The 15,833-nt window shown below is 64.5% G+C and carries 16 protein-coding genes; 11 read left to right on the plus strand and 5 right to left on the minus strand.

What is annotated here, in order from left to right; genetic code table 11:
- Window positions 1–77 precede the first annotated feature (77 nt).
- The 3 genes from ACTJKQ_RS07865 to ACTJKQ_RS07875 form a co-directional block, all read right to left on the minus strand.
- Window positions 78–773, minus strand: coding sequence for a penicillin-insensitive murein endopeptidase (locus ACTJKQ_RS07865; RefSeq protein ID WP_056057523.1), 696 nt, complete (start codon window positions 771–773; stop codon window positions 78–80).
- A gap of 17 nt (window positions 774–790) precedes the next feature.
- Window positions 791–1,426 carry a MarC family protein gene (locus ACTJKQ_RS07870; protein ID WP_056057526.1) on the minus strand — a complete coding sequence of 212 codons (636 nt, stop codon included), beginning with the start codon at window positions 1,424–1,426 and terminating at the stop codon, window positions 791–793.
- Between the two features lie 179 nt (window positions 1,427–1,605).
- Window positions 1,606–2,352: an SDR family oxidoreductase gene (locus tag ACTJKQ_RS07875; protein ID WP_099731486.1), complete on the minus strand. Its 747-nt coding sequence runs from the start codon at window positions 2,350–2,352 to the stop codon at window positions 1,606–1,608.
- Between the two features lie 122 nt (window positions 2,353–2,474).
- Between ACTJKQ_RS07875 and ACTJKQ_RS07880 the strand changes: the two genes are divergently transcribed.
- Both ACTJKQ_RS07880 and ACTJKQ_RS07885 read left to right on the plus strand, forming a co-directional pair.
- Window positions 2,475–3,164, plus strand: coding sequence for a dienelactone hydrolase family protein (locus ACTJKQ_RS07880; RefSeq protein WP_056057531.1), 690 nt, complete (start codon window positions 2,475–2,477; stop codon window positions 3,162–3,164).
- A gap of 55 nt (window positions 3,165–3,219) precedes the next feature.
- The gene (locus ACTJKQ_RS07885) at window positions 3,220–4,137 is read left to right on the plus strand and encodes an amidohydrolase family protein (protein ID WP_369816924.1); all 918 of its coding nucleotides are present in this window, start codon (window positions 3,220–3,222) and stop codon (window positions 4,135–4,137) included.
- A gap of 172 nt (window positions 4,138–4,309) precedes the next feature.
- Here the strand turns inward: ACTJKQ_RS07885 and ACTJKQ_RS07890 are convergent, their stop codons facing one another.
- Both ACTJKQ_RS07890 and hemB read right to left on the minus strand, forming a co-directional pair.
- Window positions 4,310–5,557 carry a magnesium transporter CorA family protein gene (locus ACTJKQ_RS07890; RefSeq protein ID WP_200938875.1) on the minus strand — a complete coding sequence of 416 codons (1,248 nt, stop codon included), beginning with the start codon at window positions 5,555–5,557 and terminating at the stop codon, window positions 4,310–4,312.
- 60 nt (window positions 5,558–5,617) lie between these two features.
- Entirely contained in the window at window positions 5,618–6,625 is a 1,008-nt protein-coding gene (gene hemB, locus ACTJKQ_RS07895; RefSeq protein ID WP_440596517.1) for a porphobilinogen synthase, read from the minus strand.
- A 317-nt stretch (window positions 6,626–6,942) separates the two neighbouring features.
- Between hemB and ACTJKQ_RS07900 the strand changes: the two genes are divergently transcribed.
- The 9 genes from ACTJKQ_RS07900 to tuf all read left to right on the plus strand — a co-directional run bounded on the left by ACTJKQ_RS07900 (window position 6,943) and on the right by tuf (window position 15,832).
- Window positions 6,943–7,371, plus strand: a complete 429-nt coding sequence (locus tag ACTJKQ_RS07900; protein ID WP_440596518.1) for a CopD family protein — start codon at window positions 6,943–6,945, stop codon at window positions 7,369–7,371.
- A gap of 18 nt (window positions 7,372–7,389) precedes the next feature.
- Window positions 7,390–8,493, plus strand: a complete 1,104-nt coding sequence (locus ACTJKQ_RS07905; RefSeq protein WP_440596519.1) for a VanZ family protein — start codon at window positions 7,390–7,392, stop codon at window positions 8,491–8,493.
- 98 nt (window positions 8,494–8,591) lie between these two features.
- Window positions 8,592–8,951, plus strand: a complete 360-nt coding sequence (locus tag ACTJKQ_RS07910) for a (2Fe-2S) ferredoxin domain-containing protein (protein WP_015012182.1) — start codon at window positions 8,592–8,594, stop codon at window positions 8,949–8,951.
- 87 nt (window positions 8,952–9,038) lie between these two features.
- Window positions 9,039–9,689: an alpha/beta hydrolase gene (locus ACTJKQ_RS07915; protein WP_056057541.1), complete on the plus strand. Its 651-nt coding sequence runs from the start codon at window positions 9,039–9,041 to the stop codon at window positions 9,687–9,689.
- A gap of 97 nt (window positions 9,690–9,786) precedes the next feature.
- Window positions 9,787–10,956, plus strand: coding sequence for a D-alanyl-D-alanine carboxypeptidase family protein (locus ACTJKQ_RS07920; protein WP_440596520.1), 1,170 nt, complete (start codon window positions 9,787–9,789; stop codon window positions 10,954–10,956).
- A gap of 264 nt (window positions 10,957–11,220) precedes the next feature.
- On the plus strand, window positions 11,221–11,598 hold the full coding sequence (gene rpsL / locus ACTJKQ_RS07925) for a 30S ribosomal protein S12 (protein WP_015012185.1): 378 nt from the start codon (window positions 11,221–11,223) through the stop codon (window positions 11,596–11,598).
- A gap of 175 nt (window positions 11,599–11,773) precedes the next feature.
- Entirely contained in the window at window positions 11,774–12,247 is a 474-nt protein-coding gene (gene rpsG / locus ACTJKQ_RS07930) for a 30S ribosomal protein S7 (RefSeq protein ID WP_005798541.1), read from the plus strand.
- Window positions 12,248–12,396: 149 nt separating this feature from the next.
- Window positions 12,397–14,499: an elongation factor G gene (fusA, locus tag ACTJKQ_RS07935; protein ID WP_440596521.1), complete on the plus strand. Its 2,103-nt coding sequence runs from the start codon at window positions 12,397–12,399 to the stop codon at window positions 14,497–14,499.
- 142 nt (window positions 14,500–14,641) lie between these two features.
- On the plus strand, window positions 14,642–15,832 hold the full coding sequence (tuf, locus tag ACTJKQ_RS07940; RefSeq protein ID WP_099731469.1) for an elongation factor Tu: 1,191 nt from the start codon (window positions 14,642–14,644) through the stop codon (window positions 15,830–15,832).
- Window position 15,833 lies beyond the last annotated feature (1 nt).

A 15,833-nucleotide genomic window follows, 5' to 3' on the forward strand; every position in this document is an offset into this window, starting at 1 on the left:
GTGTGTGGATAGGGTGCTGCCAGGCGCCGTCATTGCGACCGTGGAGCAGACTCCAGCGGGTTCCATAAACTGACGGGTTATCCGACTTTCGGCTTGCACGCAATGCGGAAATCGATGTGGTAGTGCTCATCATGTCGGACCCACGGTTTCCCCTTCATGAAGGGTAGTTCGTTCTGCAGATAGGCGCCGTGTTTGGTGGCAAACAGCTTTGGCAAGAACTCTGTATCGAAGATCACGAGTGTGATTCCTGCACCATTGGCCTTTGCCGCAAGCTGCAGTTGGTACAGATGCTCCGCCGTAGCCTCGAAGTCGATGGTGTAGTTCTCATACCTCGCGTTGGAGTCGAACTCTATGTCGTAGCCAAGCTTGTTGGAAACGCGTGTAGGAAGTGGCACAGATTTCCCTGCGGCATCTCGAACCGGAACAAAAAAATCCACTGACAGGCCGTTCTGGTGGGTGCGATGTGGACGAATGCGGCCTCCCGAAGACCACCCAGTCTCTCCATAGACATACCGATTGGAAGGTGTTTCTTTGGCCAGTGCTGCGTAGGAAGAAATGATGATCTTTGCAACTGTGGAGTGAACGTACGTTCGACCCGCAGTTGCACCCAAGACACTGTAAGAGGTGAAGTTTGGCCCTTGGCTAGGAAGCTTTACGCCCCCTTCCAAACGGCCGTTGCTCACTGTGCCGTAGCACTGGCTTTCTGCGGCCATGAGGGGGGAGGCCGGTTGAAGCGAAATGAGCGCTATCAAAAACCAGGCAAAACGTGGCATGAGGTTCTTGAGGCGGCTCAGCGGGCGATCAACACCGGGAAGATTTTGCCCAGCCCGTCCGCCATCACCTCCACCGCCAGCGCGGCCAGGATCAGGCCCATCAGGCGGGTCATCACATTGATGCCGGTCTTGCCCAGCACGCGCGCAATCGGGTCGGCCAGCGCAAAGCACACGGCCGTGGCCAGCGCGATGACCACGCCGTAGCCCACCAGCGCGGCGTGCTGCCAGAAGGTCTGCGCGCGGTCGGCATAAATCACCACGGTGGACATGCTGGCCGGGCCGGTGAGCAGCGGAATGGTGAGCGGCACCACGGCAATGCTGCTGCCGGCGGCGGCCTTTTCGGCGCCTTCTTCGTATTCGTTGGTGCTGGGCTTGGCCTCGGCGGGCTGGGCGTTGAGCATGTTCATCGCGCTGATGAGCAGCAACATGCCGCCACCCACCTGGAAGCTCTGCAGCGAGATGTTGAAGAAGTCGAGGATCTGCAGGCCCAGCAGCGCACAGGCGGCAATCACGCAGAACACGCTGAAGCTGGCTACCTGGATGGTGCGGCGCCGCTGCGGGTACGAGAAGCCCTGCGTGTAGTGGATGAAGAACGGCACGATGGCCAGCGGGTTCACGATGGCCAGCAGGGTGATCAGGGGTTTGAGGTCCATCAAGGCGCTCCCAAGGGCAAGTGGGCAGGGTGGTTCTTCGGGGGGCTCAGGCCAACGGCAGATGAAGGTGGCGCAGCCCGGGCTGTGCGCGAGTATGCGGTGTTTTCTGCACCGTTTGGCGGTCGGGCATGCTGCGCTGCAGCGTGCTTGCTACTGGGTTGTGCGATGCCCTGCGCGCCCTAGCGTCCGCCCGATACATCCATCAAGGTGGCTGTGGTGTAGCTCGCTGCAGGGGACATCAGCCAGACGATGGCCTCGGCCACCTCATCGGCCGTGCCGCCGCGCTGCATGGGCACCTGGTGCGAGAGGTCGCGCACCCGGTCGGGCAGGCCGCCGCTGGCGTGGATGTCGGTCTCGATCAGGCCCGGGCGCACGGCGTTCACGCGGATGCCCTCGGCCGCCACTTCGCGCGCCAGGCCGATGGTGAAGGTGTCGATGGCGCCCTTGGCGGCCGCGTAGTCCACATACTGATGGGCCGAGCCCAGGCGCGAGGCGGCGCTGGACACATTGACGATGGCACCGCCGCTGCCGCCGTGGCGCGTGCTCATGCGCCGCACGGCCTCGCGGGCGCAGACGATGCTGCCGATCACGTTGGTGTCGAACATGCGGCGCAGGCGTTCGGTGCTCATTTCGTCCACCCTGGCGGTCACGTCCACCACCCCGGCGTTGTTGACCAGGGCGCTGATGCGGCCCAGCTGGGTGTCCACGGCCTGGAACATGGCCAGGATGTCGGCCTCGCTCGCCACGTCACCCTGCACCGCGATGGCGGTGCCGCCTTCTGCACGGATGGCATCGACCACGCTCTGCGCAGCGGCCTCGTTGGCGAGGTAGTTGACGGCCACGGCCCAGCCATGTTTTGCGGCCAGCCGTGCGGTGGCGGCGCCAATGCCCCGGCTGGCGCCAGTGATTAGTGCGATCTTCTCCATGGGGTGGGGTCTCCTGCAAGAATGGCGCATTGGAACAGGTTCTGCCCCCCGCAGCGCAGCGCCCGCACCCATAGCGCGGACCCTCTGCGCACCATACGTACCAAATCCAAGGAGCATTCAGCATGGGACAGTTTGTCGATCTGACGTCGAGTGACGGTTTTGTGGCCCCCGCCTGGGTCGCCAGGCCCGAGGGCACGCCCCGTGGCGCTGTGGTGGTGCTGCAAGAAATTTTTGGCGTGAACTCGCACATCCGTTCGGTGGCCGACCGCTACGCCGCCAGCGGCTACCTGGCCGTGGCGCCATCCACCTTTCACCGCGTCAAGCAAGGGGTGGAGCTGGGCTACACCGGTGACGACATGCAGGCCGGCATGGGCCTGAAGGCTGCGGTCGAGGCCCTGCCCGCGCCGGGCGTGTTGCCCGACATCCAGGCCGCCATCGACTACGCCGCGCAGCAAAGCGGCGGCAAGGTGGGCATCGTGGGCTACTGCTGGGGCGGCCTGCTGACCTGGCGCTCGGCCTGCCTGCTGCAGGGCCTGTCGGCCGCCGTGCCGTACTACGGCGGTGGCGTGACCACGCCGGAAGAAGTGGCCCGCACGCCCAAGGTGCCGGTGCTGGCCCACTTTGGCGAGCGCGACCACTGGATCCCACTGGACAGCGTGCAGGCCTTCGGCAAGGCCCACCCAGAGGTCGAAGTGCATGTGTACGCCGCCGACCACGGCTTCAACTGCGACCAGCGCGGCAGCTACGACGAGGCCGCCGCCAACACGGCCCGCGAGCGCACCCTGGCCTTCTTTGCCAAGCACCTGGGCTGAACCGCCCCAGTAACAGAGACGGCGACACGATTGCGAACAACCAACGGGGGTGGTCATGGCGGATTTCAGGCAATTTCGGCCTCAAGCGCTATTCCGTCATGTGCTGGCAGCTACTATTTTGATAGCGCTATGCGCCACCACCCACGCGGCCGATTACACCGGCCCCCTGTTCGACGCCCACCTGCACTACAACGAGGAAGCCTGGGACGGCCGCTCAGGCCCGCACCCACCCGCCGATGTGCTGGCACGCATGAAGGCCAGCGGCGTGCGCGCCATCGTGGCCAACTCGCGGCCCAATGCCGGGTCGCTCGCCCTGGCGGGCCTGCCGCAGACCCGCGAGGCCGGTGTGACGGTGGTGCCGTTTGTGCGGCTGTACCGCAACCGCGCCGACTACACCGGCTGGTTTGCCGACGACACCATCTACGACATGGTGCAGACCGAACTGGCCCGAGGCACGCCGGCCGGCCCGTACCGGGGCCTGGGCGAATTCCACCTGTACGACAGCGCCAACGCCAACGGCCCCGTGGCCAAAAAGCTCATGGCCCTGGCCGAACAGCGTGACCTGGTGGTGCTGGCCCATGTGGACGACACCGCCATCGACCTGCTGATGGCTAACACCCCGTCCCAAGGTCAGAAGGCCCGGCTGATCTGGGCCCACACCGGCATTGGCGGCGCGCCTGTGGAGCGGGTGGACGCCCTGATGGCCCGCTACCCGGGCCTGGTGGGCGAACTCTCGTACCGCCCCGGCCTGGTCTGCGACGACAACCAGCTGTGCCCCGCCTGGCGCGCGCTGCTGCTCAAGTACCCCACGCGCTTCGTGATTGGCTCCGACACCTGGGTCAACCAGCGCTGGCAACACTACGAAAGCCTGATGCAGGGCTACCGCCAGTGGCTGGGCGGCCTGCCCGCCGATGTGGCCCGCAAGGTGGCGTGGGATAACGCGGCGGGGCTGTTTGGGGTGGCCCGGCCATAGGCCGCTGGAGCGCGCTCCTTGCCTTGCTCTGGTTGACGCCCATCGAAGCGGGCGCTGACCCCAGCCAGGGATGCCGAGCAAGGGCCGCCCCGCAGCGAGGGCATCGTCCCCCTTCCCGAACTGCGCAGCAGTTCGAGAGAAGGGGGAAGCGGCGCAGCCGCTCAGGGGGTTGTCACCTCGTCCTGGCCAGATACCGCTTGCGCCAGAACAGCAGCACCAGCGACAGCGCGATGAACACCATCGACCCCATGGCCCACCAGAAGCCGTCGGCCTTGTGCACCAGTGGAATGAACTCGAAGTTCATTCCGAAAATGCCCGCAATCAGGTTCAGCGGCAAAAACACGGCCGTGAGCGCCGTGAGGGTGCGCATGATGTCGTTGGTGCGGTTGCTCTGCACCGAAAAGTGCATCTGCACGGCGGTTTCGGTGCTCTGCTCCAGGCGCCGCACGTGGTGCACCACGCGCTCGATGTGCTCCAGCACGTCGCGGCTGCGCACCTTGAGCAGGTCCAGCTCGCGCAGGCCCGCCGGCGTGTCGGGCAGGGCCCAGGTTTCCAGCGCGTCGATCCAGTCCTGCACGGCGGTGCGCTGGTCTTCGCAGATCTCGTCGAGCATGTGCAGCGACAGGCGCGCTTCGAGCAGCGAGGTCCAGTTCACGTACCGCGCGCGGGGCTTGAGCAGTTCGGTCTGCCAGTGGTCCAGCTGGCGGGTGAGCTCGCGGCGCAGGTCCAGGTAGCCGTCCACCATCTGGTTGACCACGCGCAGCATCAGGTCGGCGGGACTGGTGGGCAGGCGTGCGCCCGAGATCGGGCTGCTGCGGCCCTCGCCCATGCCGGGGCTGGCGTGGGCGTTGCCGTGGGCGGCAGCATGGCTGGCGGTGGCGTTGGTGCCATTGCTATTGCCGTTGCCATTGGCCGGGGTGGCCGCCAGCAGCCGCGTCGCGTAGGCATCGCGCACTGCGCAGTCGGTGGGGTGCACGGTCAGCAGCAGCTGGTCGAACACCGCAAATCCCACGGGGCTGGTGTCGATGCGCCGCAGCACGGGCGGGCCGCTGCGCTTGACCGGGGCGTTGGGGTTGTTGTCGGGCTCGGCGGCAACGGCCGGTGTGGCGGGGGCAGCAGGCCCGGGCTGCCCGGCCTGCGCAGCATCGCCCTGCACCGTGGCCAGGCGGCGGAACACCAGCAGGTCGTACTGCGAGGTGTAGTCGTAGTGCGAGGGCAGCTGGGCGTTGAGCAGGTCGGACACATGCAGGTCCACCAGCTGCAGCCCGATCAGCGCCTGCAGGCGGCCCTGGATCTCGGCGAGCCGCGCCTGAAAGGCCGGACGCGCGCAGGCGATCCAGAGGAAACCCTGCGCCGGCATCTGGGCGGGCAGGGCGGTGAGCTCCTGCACGCCGCTGCTGTGGATGTGAAAGATGCGCATGGACACCGTGGTTTCAGTCAAAAGCGCCGGTAGCGCTAGTGGAATATGCGCTGACAGCTATTATTTTTGTAGCTTGCGTGCCACGTCGCGCGCAAAGTAGGTCAGCACGCCGTCGGCGCCTGCGCGCTTGAAGGCCAGCAGGCTTTCCATCATCACGGCGTCGTGGTCCAGCCAGCCGTTGGCGGCAGCGGCCTTGATCATGGCGTACTCGCCGCTCACCTGGTAGGCAAAGGTGGGCACGTGGAACTCGTCCTTCACGCGGCGCACGATGTCCAGGTAGGGCATGCCGGGTTTCACCATCACCATGTCGGCGCCTTCGGCGATGTCGATGGCCACTTCGCGCAGGGCCTCGTCGCTGTTGCCGGGGTCCATCTGGTACACGTTCTTGTCGGCCTTGCCCAGGGCGCCGCGCGTGCCCACCGCGTCGCGGAACGGGCCGTAGAAGGCGCTGGCGTATTTGGCGCTGTAGGCCATGATGCGGGTGTGGATGTGGCCCTGCACCTCCAGCGCCTCGCGGATCGCGCCAATGCGGCCGTCCATCATGTCGCTGGGGGCGACGATGTCCACGCCCGCCTCGGCATGCGTGAGCGCCTGGCCAGTGAGGATCTCCACCGTCTCGTCGTTGATGATGTAGCCGGTCTCGTCCAGCACGCCGTCCTGGCCGTGGCTGGTGTAGGGGTCCAGCGCCACGTCGGTCATCACGCCCAGGTCGGGAAATTCCTTCTTCAGCGCCCGCACCACGCGCGGGATCAGGCCGTTGGGGTTCAGGGCTTCCTTGCCGTCCGGCGTCTTGAGCGACGGGTCAATCGCCGGGAACAGCGCCAGCACCGGGATGCCCAGCTTCACGCAGTCCGCGGCCACGGGCAGCAGCAGGTCCAGGCTCAGGCGGTCCACGCCGGGCATGGAGGTCACGGCCTCGCTGCGGTTGGTGCCCTCGTGCACAAACACGGGGTAGATCAGGTCGTCGGCGGTGACCACGTTCTCGCGCACCAGGCGGCGGGTGAAGGCATCGCGGCGCAGGCGGCGGGGGCGGTTCTGGGGGAAGGGGGCAGGGCTTTGGAGGTGCATCGTCAGATTATGAAGCCCCCCTGTGGCGCTGCGCGCCTTCCCCCTGGGGGGACGCCACCCCTGGACCGGCAAAGCCGGATCCACGGTGGCACTGGCAGGGGTCGGTGGCGGTGGTTGGCGCTCTGTGGAAAAGCCGCTTGTAACCGCCCAGGCCCAGTGCTAGATTGGTGCCGGGCGGCTTGCCGCCCCCCGCTTTTCCTCCCTGAGCGGGACCTGGGCTGCAGCGATGCGGCACAGGCTTTCCCGGCCCGGCGGATCTGCCGGGCTTTTTTTTGGGGTTGTCCCGTCGGAGTGGCGTAGGCCCGTAAACTGCCCCCATGCTCTGGGTCAAAGCCTTTCACATCGTTTTCGTGGCCAGCTGGTTTGCGGGCCTGTTCTATCTGCCGCGCATCTTCGTCAACCTGGCGATGGTGGCGCCCGGCTCGGCCGCCGAGCGCGACCGCCTGCTGCTCATGGCGCGCAAGCTGATGCGCTTTACCACCCTGCTGGCTGTGCCCGCCATTGCGCTGGGGCTGTGGCTGTGGCTGGGCTACGGCATTGGCCGGGGCCCGGGCAATGGCTGGATGCATGCCAAGCTGGCTGTGGTGGCGCTGGTCATCGGCTACCACCATGCGTGCAGCGTGCTGCTGCGCAAGCTGGCCGACGGCACCAGTCGCCGCAGCCATGTGTGGTTCCGCTGGTTCAACGAAGCACCGGTGCTGCTGCTGCTGGTGGCCGTGGTGCTGGTGGTGGTCAAACCCTTTTGACGGAGACGCAGAGGGCGCATGCACAAAACCTCTGCTTGGCCGCTCGCGCTGACGTACACGGCGCTGATCGTTTTTGCCAGCCTGTTCCCGTTTGACGGGTGGCGCGAGCAGGGCATCGACCCCCTGGTCTTCCTGCTGGCCCGGTTGCCCCCGCCGTACTGGACGGGGTTTGACGTGGTCACCAACCTCGTGGGTTACGCGCCCCTGGGCTTTTTGCTGGTGCTGGGCCTGTTGCGATCGGGCTGGCGGCGTGTGCTGTGGGCGGTGGCGCTGGCCACGCTGGTGGGCACGCTGCTGTCGCTGTGCATGGAGTTTCTGCAGATCTACCTGCCCCGGCGCGTGCCCTCCAACCTGGACCTGGCGCTCAACGCGCTGGGCACGCTGGCCGGTGCGCTGAGCGCCGCGCTGCTGGAGCGGCTGGGGGCGCTGGACCGCTGGAGCGACTTCCGGGCGCGCTGGTTTGTGTCCGACGCCTCGGGCGGCATGGTGCTGCTGGCGCTGTGGCCGCTGGCGCTGCTGTTTCCGGCCGCGGTGCCCTTTGGCCTGGGCCAGGTGCTGGAGCGGCTGGAGGCCGCGCTCATCGATCTGCTGGCCGATACGCCGTTCCTGGAGTGGCTGCCTCTGCGCGAGACCGAGCTGGACCCGCTGTCACCCAGTGGTGAGCTGCTGTGCGTCACCCTGGGGCTGCTCATCCCCTGTCTGCTGGGGTATTGCGTGATCCGCCAGATGGGGCGGCGCGCCCTGTTTGCGCTGGCGGCGGTCGGGGTGGGCATTGTGCTGACCGCGCTGTCCGCCGCGCTCAGCTGGGGCCCCGTGCACGCCTGGGAGTGGATGGACCTGCCCGTGCGCGTGGGCGTGTGGGCGGCGCTGGCGTTGGCCCTGCTGATGCTGGCCCTGCCGCGCCGTGCCTGCGCTGCCGTGCTGCTGCTGGCGCTGACCTGGCACCTGGCACTGCTGAACCAGGCGCCCACCAGTGCTTACTTTGCCCAGACGCTGCAGATTTGGGAGCAGGGCCGTTTCATCCGTTTTTATGGCCTGGGCCAGTGGCTGGGCTGGCTGTGGCCCTACCTGACGCTGCTGTATGTGGTGTTTCGGGTGTCCCGGCGAGAGGGCGGGGCCTGAGTCGCAGGGCGATGGCCTCTGGCTTTCTGTGTGGCCGGGCAGGGGCTTGGGGCGTGGCCTCGCCCGCTGGGAGAGGCAGGGGTCCTTAAAATGCAGGGATGAGCGACACCCCTTCCGCACCGGCCGCAGCGCCCGGTTATTACCAGCGCCACATCTTTTTCTGCCTCAACGAGCGCACCAACGGGGAAGACAGCTGCGCGCACCACAACGCACAGGCGGGTTTTGACCGCTGCAAGGCCCAGGTCAAGGCCGCCGGGCTGGCGGGTGCCGGCAAGGTGCGTGTGAACAAGGCCGGTTGCCTGGACCGTTGCGCGGGTGGCCCCGTGGCGGTGGTCTACCCCGAGGGCACCTGGTACACCTATGTGGATGCGGCGGACATCGACGAAATCGTCGAATCGCACCTCAAGAACGGCCAGGTGGTGGAGCGTCTGGTCACGCCAGCGGAACTTGGCCGCTGAGCGCGGCTCCATCCCTGTCTTGGAACGATTTTGGCAGCAGGCGCTAGTGGATCATGCCCCTGTTGCTATTGATTGAGTAGCAAATCCGTGAATGCCCAGACCGAACGCCTGACCCTGTCCGGCCCCGCAGGCGCCATCGAGGCCGTGCGCGACAGCGCCACCCTGGCCGATGGCGCGGCGCCCCGTGGCGTCGCCATCATCGCCCACCCGCATCCGCTGTTTGGCGGCACCATGGACAACAAGGTGGTGCAGACCCTGGCGCGCGCGTTTGTGCAGTGTGGCTGGACGGCGGTGCGCTTCAACTTCCGCGGCGTGGGCGCCACGGCCGGCGTGTACGACGAAGGACGGGGTGAGTTGCAGGACCTGCTGGCGGTGGTGGAGCAGGTGGCTCCCGCCGCCGAGGGGCAACCCCTGGCGCTGGCGGGGTTTTCTTTCGGTGCATTTGTCACCAGCCATGCGCTGGAGGCACTGTGGCCCACGCAGCGCGTGGAGAAGGTCGTGCTGGTCGGCACGGCCGCCAGCCGCTTCACGGTGGCCCCGGTGCCGCCCGATGCCCACCTGCGCACGCTGGTCGTGCACGGCGAGCAGGACGACACCGTGCCGCTGTCCGCCGTGATGGACTGGGCCCGGCCCCAGATACTGCCTGTCACAGTCGTCCCCGCGGGGGGGCATTTCTTTCACGGACAATTACCGCTTCTGAAGAACCTGGTGGTCCGCCACCTGCAATCGGGCGCCTGAGGGGTGCCGCCCGGACCGGCTCCGGCCGTCCGTCGTCTTCCCTCTCCCGCCCACTCTCCCACCCTTTTTTCGAGCCTCTCCAGCCCCCTCCTGCCCCATGAAACGAATCCTGTCTGCGTTGCGATCCCTGGCCGTCTTTGCTGCGGTGGCCCCGGCTGCCTTTGGCGCCCTGGCCCAGGCACCCCAGCCCCCCGAAATCGCCGCGCGCACCTACCTGCTGGTGGATGTCACCGCCAACCAGGTGCTGGCCGCCAAGGACATCGACGCGCCGGTGGAGCAGGCCTCGCTCACCAAGCTCATGACGGGCTACCTGGTGTTTGATGCGCTGCGCTCCAAGAAGATCGCGCTGGACCAGAAGCTGCCCGTGAGCGTGCGCGCCTGGAAGATGCCCGGCTCGCGCATGTTCATCGACCCCAAGATGCAGGTGCCGGTCGAAGACCTCATCAAGGGCATGATCGTGCAGTCCGGCAACGACGCCACCATGGCCCTGGCCGAAGGCGTGGGCGGCACGGCTGAGAACTTCGTCAAGCTCATGAACGACCAGGCGCAGGCGCTGGGCATGAAGGGCACGAGCTACAAGAACCCCGAAGGCCTGACGGAGCCCGGCCACACCACCACGGCGCGCGACCTCTCCGTGCTGGCCATGCGGCTGATGAAGGATTTTCCGGAGTACATGCACTATTACTCCACCAAGCAGTACAGCTACCCCGGCACGCCCGCATCGAACGGCAACAATCGCAATTCGCTGCTGTTTCGTGACCCGACCGTGGACGGCCTCAAGACCGGTCACACCGCTGCGGCGGGCTACTGCCTGGTGGCCACGTCCAAGCGTGAATTTCCCGGCGTGGGCCAGCGCCGCCTGTTGTCCATCGTGCTGGGTGCCGCGAGCGAAAACGCGCGCGCGAACGAAAGCCAAAAGCTGCTGAACTGGGGCTACACCGCGTTCGAGGCGGTCAAGTTGTTTGAAGCAGGCAAGCCCGTGGCGACCCCTGCCGTCTGGAAGGGCAAGGACAGCGTGCTGAAGATCGGCCGCGAGGAGGCCATCGTGGTCGCCGTGCCCGCCGGCAGCGCTGGCAAGGTCACCACCCAGATCGCCCGCCCCGACCCGTTGGTGGCGCCTTACACCAAGGGCCAGGCCATTGGCACCCTCAAGGTCATGCTGGGCGACCAGTCCATCGGCGAAGTGCCCCTGGTGGCGCTGGAGGCGGTGGAGCAGGCCGGCATCCTGGGCCGTGCCTGGGATGCCATCCGCCTCTGGATCAAGTGACCCTGCGTCGCAGAAGGTAGCGAACCACTTCTGAAACCATAGCTGGCTGCGCAGGTCCGGCATATGCCGGGCCTGTTTTTCGCTCCTTTTGCGGCCAGTTCCTGTCAGATCACCGGGATGGCTGCAGGTGCCAGAAACTGCTGCAAGCCGCAGTGGGCTTGCCTTTCAGGGGGCATCCTGCTACATTAGAAGGCTTTTCGGAATTTCCGAAGGGATTCACGTTTTCGCTTTCACGAAGCAAATTCACGTTTAGGGACGTATTTCATGCCAACCATTAATCAACTGGTCCGTCAGGGGCGCGAGGTCGAAAAGACCAAGTCCAAGAGCCCTGCGATGGAAAACTCTCCACAGCGCCGTGGCGTGTGCACCCGTGTGTACACCACGACGCCTAAGAAGCCTAACTCCGCTCTGCGTAAGGTCGCCAAGGTGCGCCTGACCAACGGTTTTGAGGTGATCTCCTACATCGGCGGTGAAGGCCACAACCTGCAGGAACACAGCGTGGTGCTGGTTCGCGGCGGTCGTGTGAAGGACTTGCCCGGTGTGCGTTACCACATCGTGCGTGGTTCGCTGGACTTGCAAGGCGTGAAAGACCGCAAGCAAGCCCGCTCCAAGTACGGCGCGAAGAAGCCAAAGGCCAAGTAAGCCCTGGCCCTTTCGGTCTGAAGAATTTTCGGTGCTGTTTTTCCGCGTGGCGCGGAGGTGCAGCGTAGTGACCCTAAACGCAGGTGTTCTGCGCGGGTCGAGTAAGTGGGAGTCCAGAGATTGGCTCTCGCGGTGTCTGAAAAGATGCCAACTGAAGCAAAGATAGAGGTAAAAAATGCCACGTCGTCGCGAAGTCCCCAAACGTGAAATCCTGCCGGATCCCAAGTTCGGCAATGTAGAGCTGTCCAAATTCATGAACGTGATCATGGAAGGCGGCAAGAAGGCAGTTGCAGAGCGCATCATTTACGGCGCCCTGGAACTGATCGAGAAGAAGCACCCCGATAAGGACCCTCTGGAAGCCTTCACCGTTGCCATCAACAACGTGAAGCCCATGGTGGAAGTGAAGTCCCGCCGCGTGGGCGGTGCCAACTACCAGGTGCCCGTGGAAGTGCGCCCTGTCCGTCGTCTGGCCCTGTCCATGCGCTGGATCAAGGAAGCCGCCCGCAAGCGTGGTGAAAAGTCGATGGCCCAACGCTTGGCCAACGAACTGCTGGAAGCCACCGAAGGCCGTGGCGGCGCCATGAAGAAGCGTGACGAAGTGCACCGTATGGCCGAAGCCAACAAGGCATTCAGCCACTTCCGCTTCTAAAACGCGGATTTGCCCTGATATAGGCCCAAGGCTGCTGGCGTTTTGCCTGCAGCCTTGTGTCGATTTCAGGCAGTCACAAAATTGACGGGTTGCAGCGCCAGAATGCTGGGCCCGCCCCCCGAATAACACGACCCATCCAAGGATCCACCATGGCTCGCAAGACCCCCCTCGAGCGTTACCGCAATATCGGTATCTCGGCCCACATTGACGCTGGCAAGACCACCACGACCGAGCGTATTCTTTTCTACACCGGCGTGAACCACAAGATTGGTGAAGTGCACGACGGCGCGGCCACCATGGACTGGATGGAGCAAGAGCAAGAGCGTGGCATCACGATCACCTCGGCTGCGACGACCTGCTTCTGGAAGGGCATGGACATGTCCTTCCCAGAGCACCGCATCAACATCATCGACACCCCCGGCCACGTGGACTTCACGATTGAAGTGGAGCGTTCTATGCGCGTGCTGGACGGTGCCTGCATGGTGTACTGCGCCGTGGGTGGCGTGCAGCCCCAGTCGGAAACCGTCTGGCGCCAGGCCAACAAGTACAAGGTGCCGCGTCTGGCCTTTGTGAACAAGATGGACCGCACCGGTGCCAACTTCTTCAAGGTCGTGGACCAGATGAAGCTGCGCCTGAAGGCCAACCCTGTGCCAATCGTGATCCCGATCGGTGCCGAAGAAAACTTCAAGGGCGTGGTCGACCTGCGCAAGATGAAGGCCATCATCTGGGACGAAGCCTCCCAGGGCATGAAGTTCAACTTCGAAGAAATCCCTGCCGATCTGGTGGCCACTGCCACTGAATGGCGCGAGAAGATGGTCGAAGCCGCTGCTGAAGCCTCTGAAGACCTGATGAACAAGTACCTGGAAGAGGGCGATCTGTCGGAAGATGAGATCACCCAAGGCCTGCGTACTCGCACCATCGCTGGTGAAATCCAGCCCATGCTGTGCGGCACTGCGTTCAAGAACAAGGGTGTGCAGCGCATGCTGGACGCCGTGATCGAACTCATGCCTTCGCCGCTGGACGTGCCTCCAGTGCCTGGCTTCGACGAAGACGACAAGGAAGTCACCCGCAAGGCGGACGACAACGAGAAGTTCTCCGCCCTGGCATTCAAGCTGATGACCGACCCGTTCGTGGGTCAGCTGACGTTCGTGCGTGTGTACTCCGGCGTGCTCTCTAAGGGCGACACCGTGTACAACCCCGTGCGTGGCAAGAAGGAACGTATCGGCCGTATCGTGCAGATGCACGCCAACGAGCGCCAGGAAGTGGACGAAATCCGCGCCGGTGACATCGCTGCTTGCGTGGGTCTGAAGGACGTGACGACCGGTGAAACCCTGTGCGATCCAGCCGCCGTGGTGACGCTGGAGCGCATGGTGTTCCCTGAGCCTGTGATCCGTCAGGCTGTGGAACCCAAGTCCAAGGCCGACCAGGAAAAGATGGGTATCGCCCTGTCGCGCCTGGCCGCTGAAGATCCATCGTTCCGCGTGCAGACCGACGAAGAATCCGGTCAGACCATCATTGGCGGCATGGGCGAGTTGCACCTCGAAATCATCGTGGACCGCATGAAGCGCGAATTCGGTGTGGAAGCCAACGTGGGCAAGCCCCAAGTGGCTTACCGCGAAACCATCCGCAAGACGGTGGAAGAAGCCGAAGGCAAGTTCGTGCGCCAGTCCGGTGGTAAGGGTCAGTATGGCCACGTCGTGCTCAAGATCGAACCCAACGAAGCCGGCAAGGGCATCGAGTTCGTGGACGCGATCAAGGGCGGTGTGGTGCCTCGCGAATTCATCCCGGCCGTGGAAAAGGGTATCAACGAAGCTGTGACGCAAGGCGTGCTGGCTGGTTACCCCGTCGTGGACGTCAAGGTCACGCTGCACTTCGGTTCGTACCACGATGTGGACTCGAACGAACTGGCGTTCAAGATGGCTGCCATCTTCGGCTTCAAGGAAGGCTGCAAGAAGGCCGGTCCGGTCATTCTGGAACCCATGATGGCCGTGGAAGTGGAAACGCCTGAAGACTACGCTGGTAACGTGATGGGCGACCTGTCCAGCCGTCGCGGCATGGTGCAGGGCATGGACGACATGGTCGGTGGCGGCAAGGCCATCAAGGCCGAAGTACCCCTGTCCGAAATGTTCGGCTACTCCACGACCCTGCGCTCCATGTCGCAAGGCCGTGCCACCTACACGATGGAATTCAAGCACTACAGCGAAGCACCCCGCAACGTGTCTGAAGCCATCATGGCAGCGCGCGCCAAGTAAGTAAGCACTTCGCCCGGGCCCTCGTGGTCCGGGCTTTGTTTTGTCTGCGATCCGGTGCCACTCTGTTCCCTGTGCGGAGTGAATCAGCAACCAGATGCAGACGTAAAACCACTACACAGGGATTGCTCTTTGGAGAATTGAAATGGCAAAAGGTAAGTTTGAACGCACCAAGCCCCACGTGAACGTGGGCACGATCGGTCACGTGGACCATGGCAAGACGACGCTGACGGCAGCTATCGCTACCGTGCTGTCCGCCAAGTTCGGCGGCGAAGCCAAGGCCTACGACCAGATCGACGCTGCGCCCGAAGAAAAGGCCCGCGGTATCACGATCAACACCGCCCACGTGGAATACGAAACGGCCAACCGCCACTACGCTCACGTGGACTGCCCCGGCCACGCCGACTATGTGAAGAACATGATCACCGGCGCTGCCCAGATGGACGGCGCTATCCTGGTCTGCTCTGCTGCTGACGGCCCCATGCCCCAGACCCGCGAGCACATCCTGCTGGCTCGCCAAGTGGGCGTGCCTTACATCATCGTGTTCCTGAACAAGTGCGACATGGTGGACGACGAAGAACTGCTGGAACTCGTCGAAATGGAAGTGCGCGAACTCCTGGACAAGTACGACTTCCCAGGCGACGACACCCCCATTATCCGTGGCTCCGCCAAGCTCGCCCTGGAAGGCGACAAGGGCAAGCTGGGTGAAGAAGCCATCATGAAGCTGGCCGAAGCCCTGGACACCTACATCCCCACGCCTGAGCGCGCTGTGGACGGTGCCTTCCTGATGCCCGTGGAAGACGTGTTCTCCATCTCCGGCCGTGGCACCGTGGTGACCGGTCGCGTGGAACGCGGCATCATCAAAGTCGGCGAAGAAATCGAAATCGTGGGTATCCGCGACACGCAAAAGACCACCTGCACCGGCGTGGAAATGTTCCGCAAGCTGCTGGACCAAGGCCAAGCTGGCGACAACGTCGGCCTGCTGCTGCGCGGTACCAAGCGCGAAGACGTGGAGCGTGGCCAAGTGCTGTGCAAGCCCGGCTCGATCAAGCCCCACACCCACTTCACGGCTGAGGTGTATGTGTTGAGCAAGGACGAAGGCGGTCGCCACACTCCTTTCTTCAACAACTACCGTCCCCAGTTCTACTTCCGCACGACCGATGTGACTGGCGCCATCGAGCTGCCAGCCGACAAGGAAATGGTCATGCCTGGTGACAATGTGTCGATCACTGTGAAGCTGATCAACCCCATCGCCATGGAAGAAGGCCTGCGCTTCGCTATCCGCGAAGGCGGTCGTACCGTGGGCGCTGGCGTCGTGGCCAAGATCATTGCTTAAT

This window comes from Acidovorax sp. 22279, assembly GCF_052045435.1.
Classification (GTDB): domain Bacteria; phylum Pseudomonadota; class Gammaproteobacteria; order Burkholderiales; family Burkholderiaceae_C; genus Acidovorax; species Acidovorax delafieldii.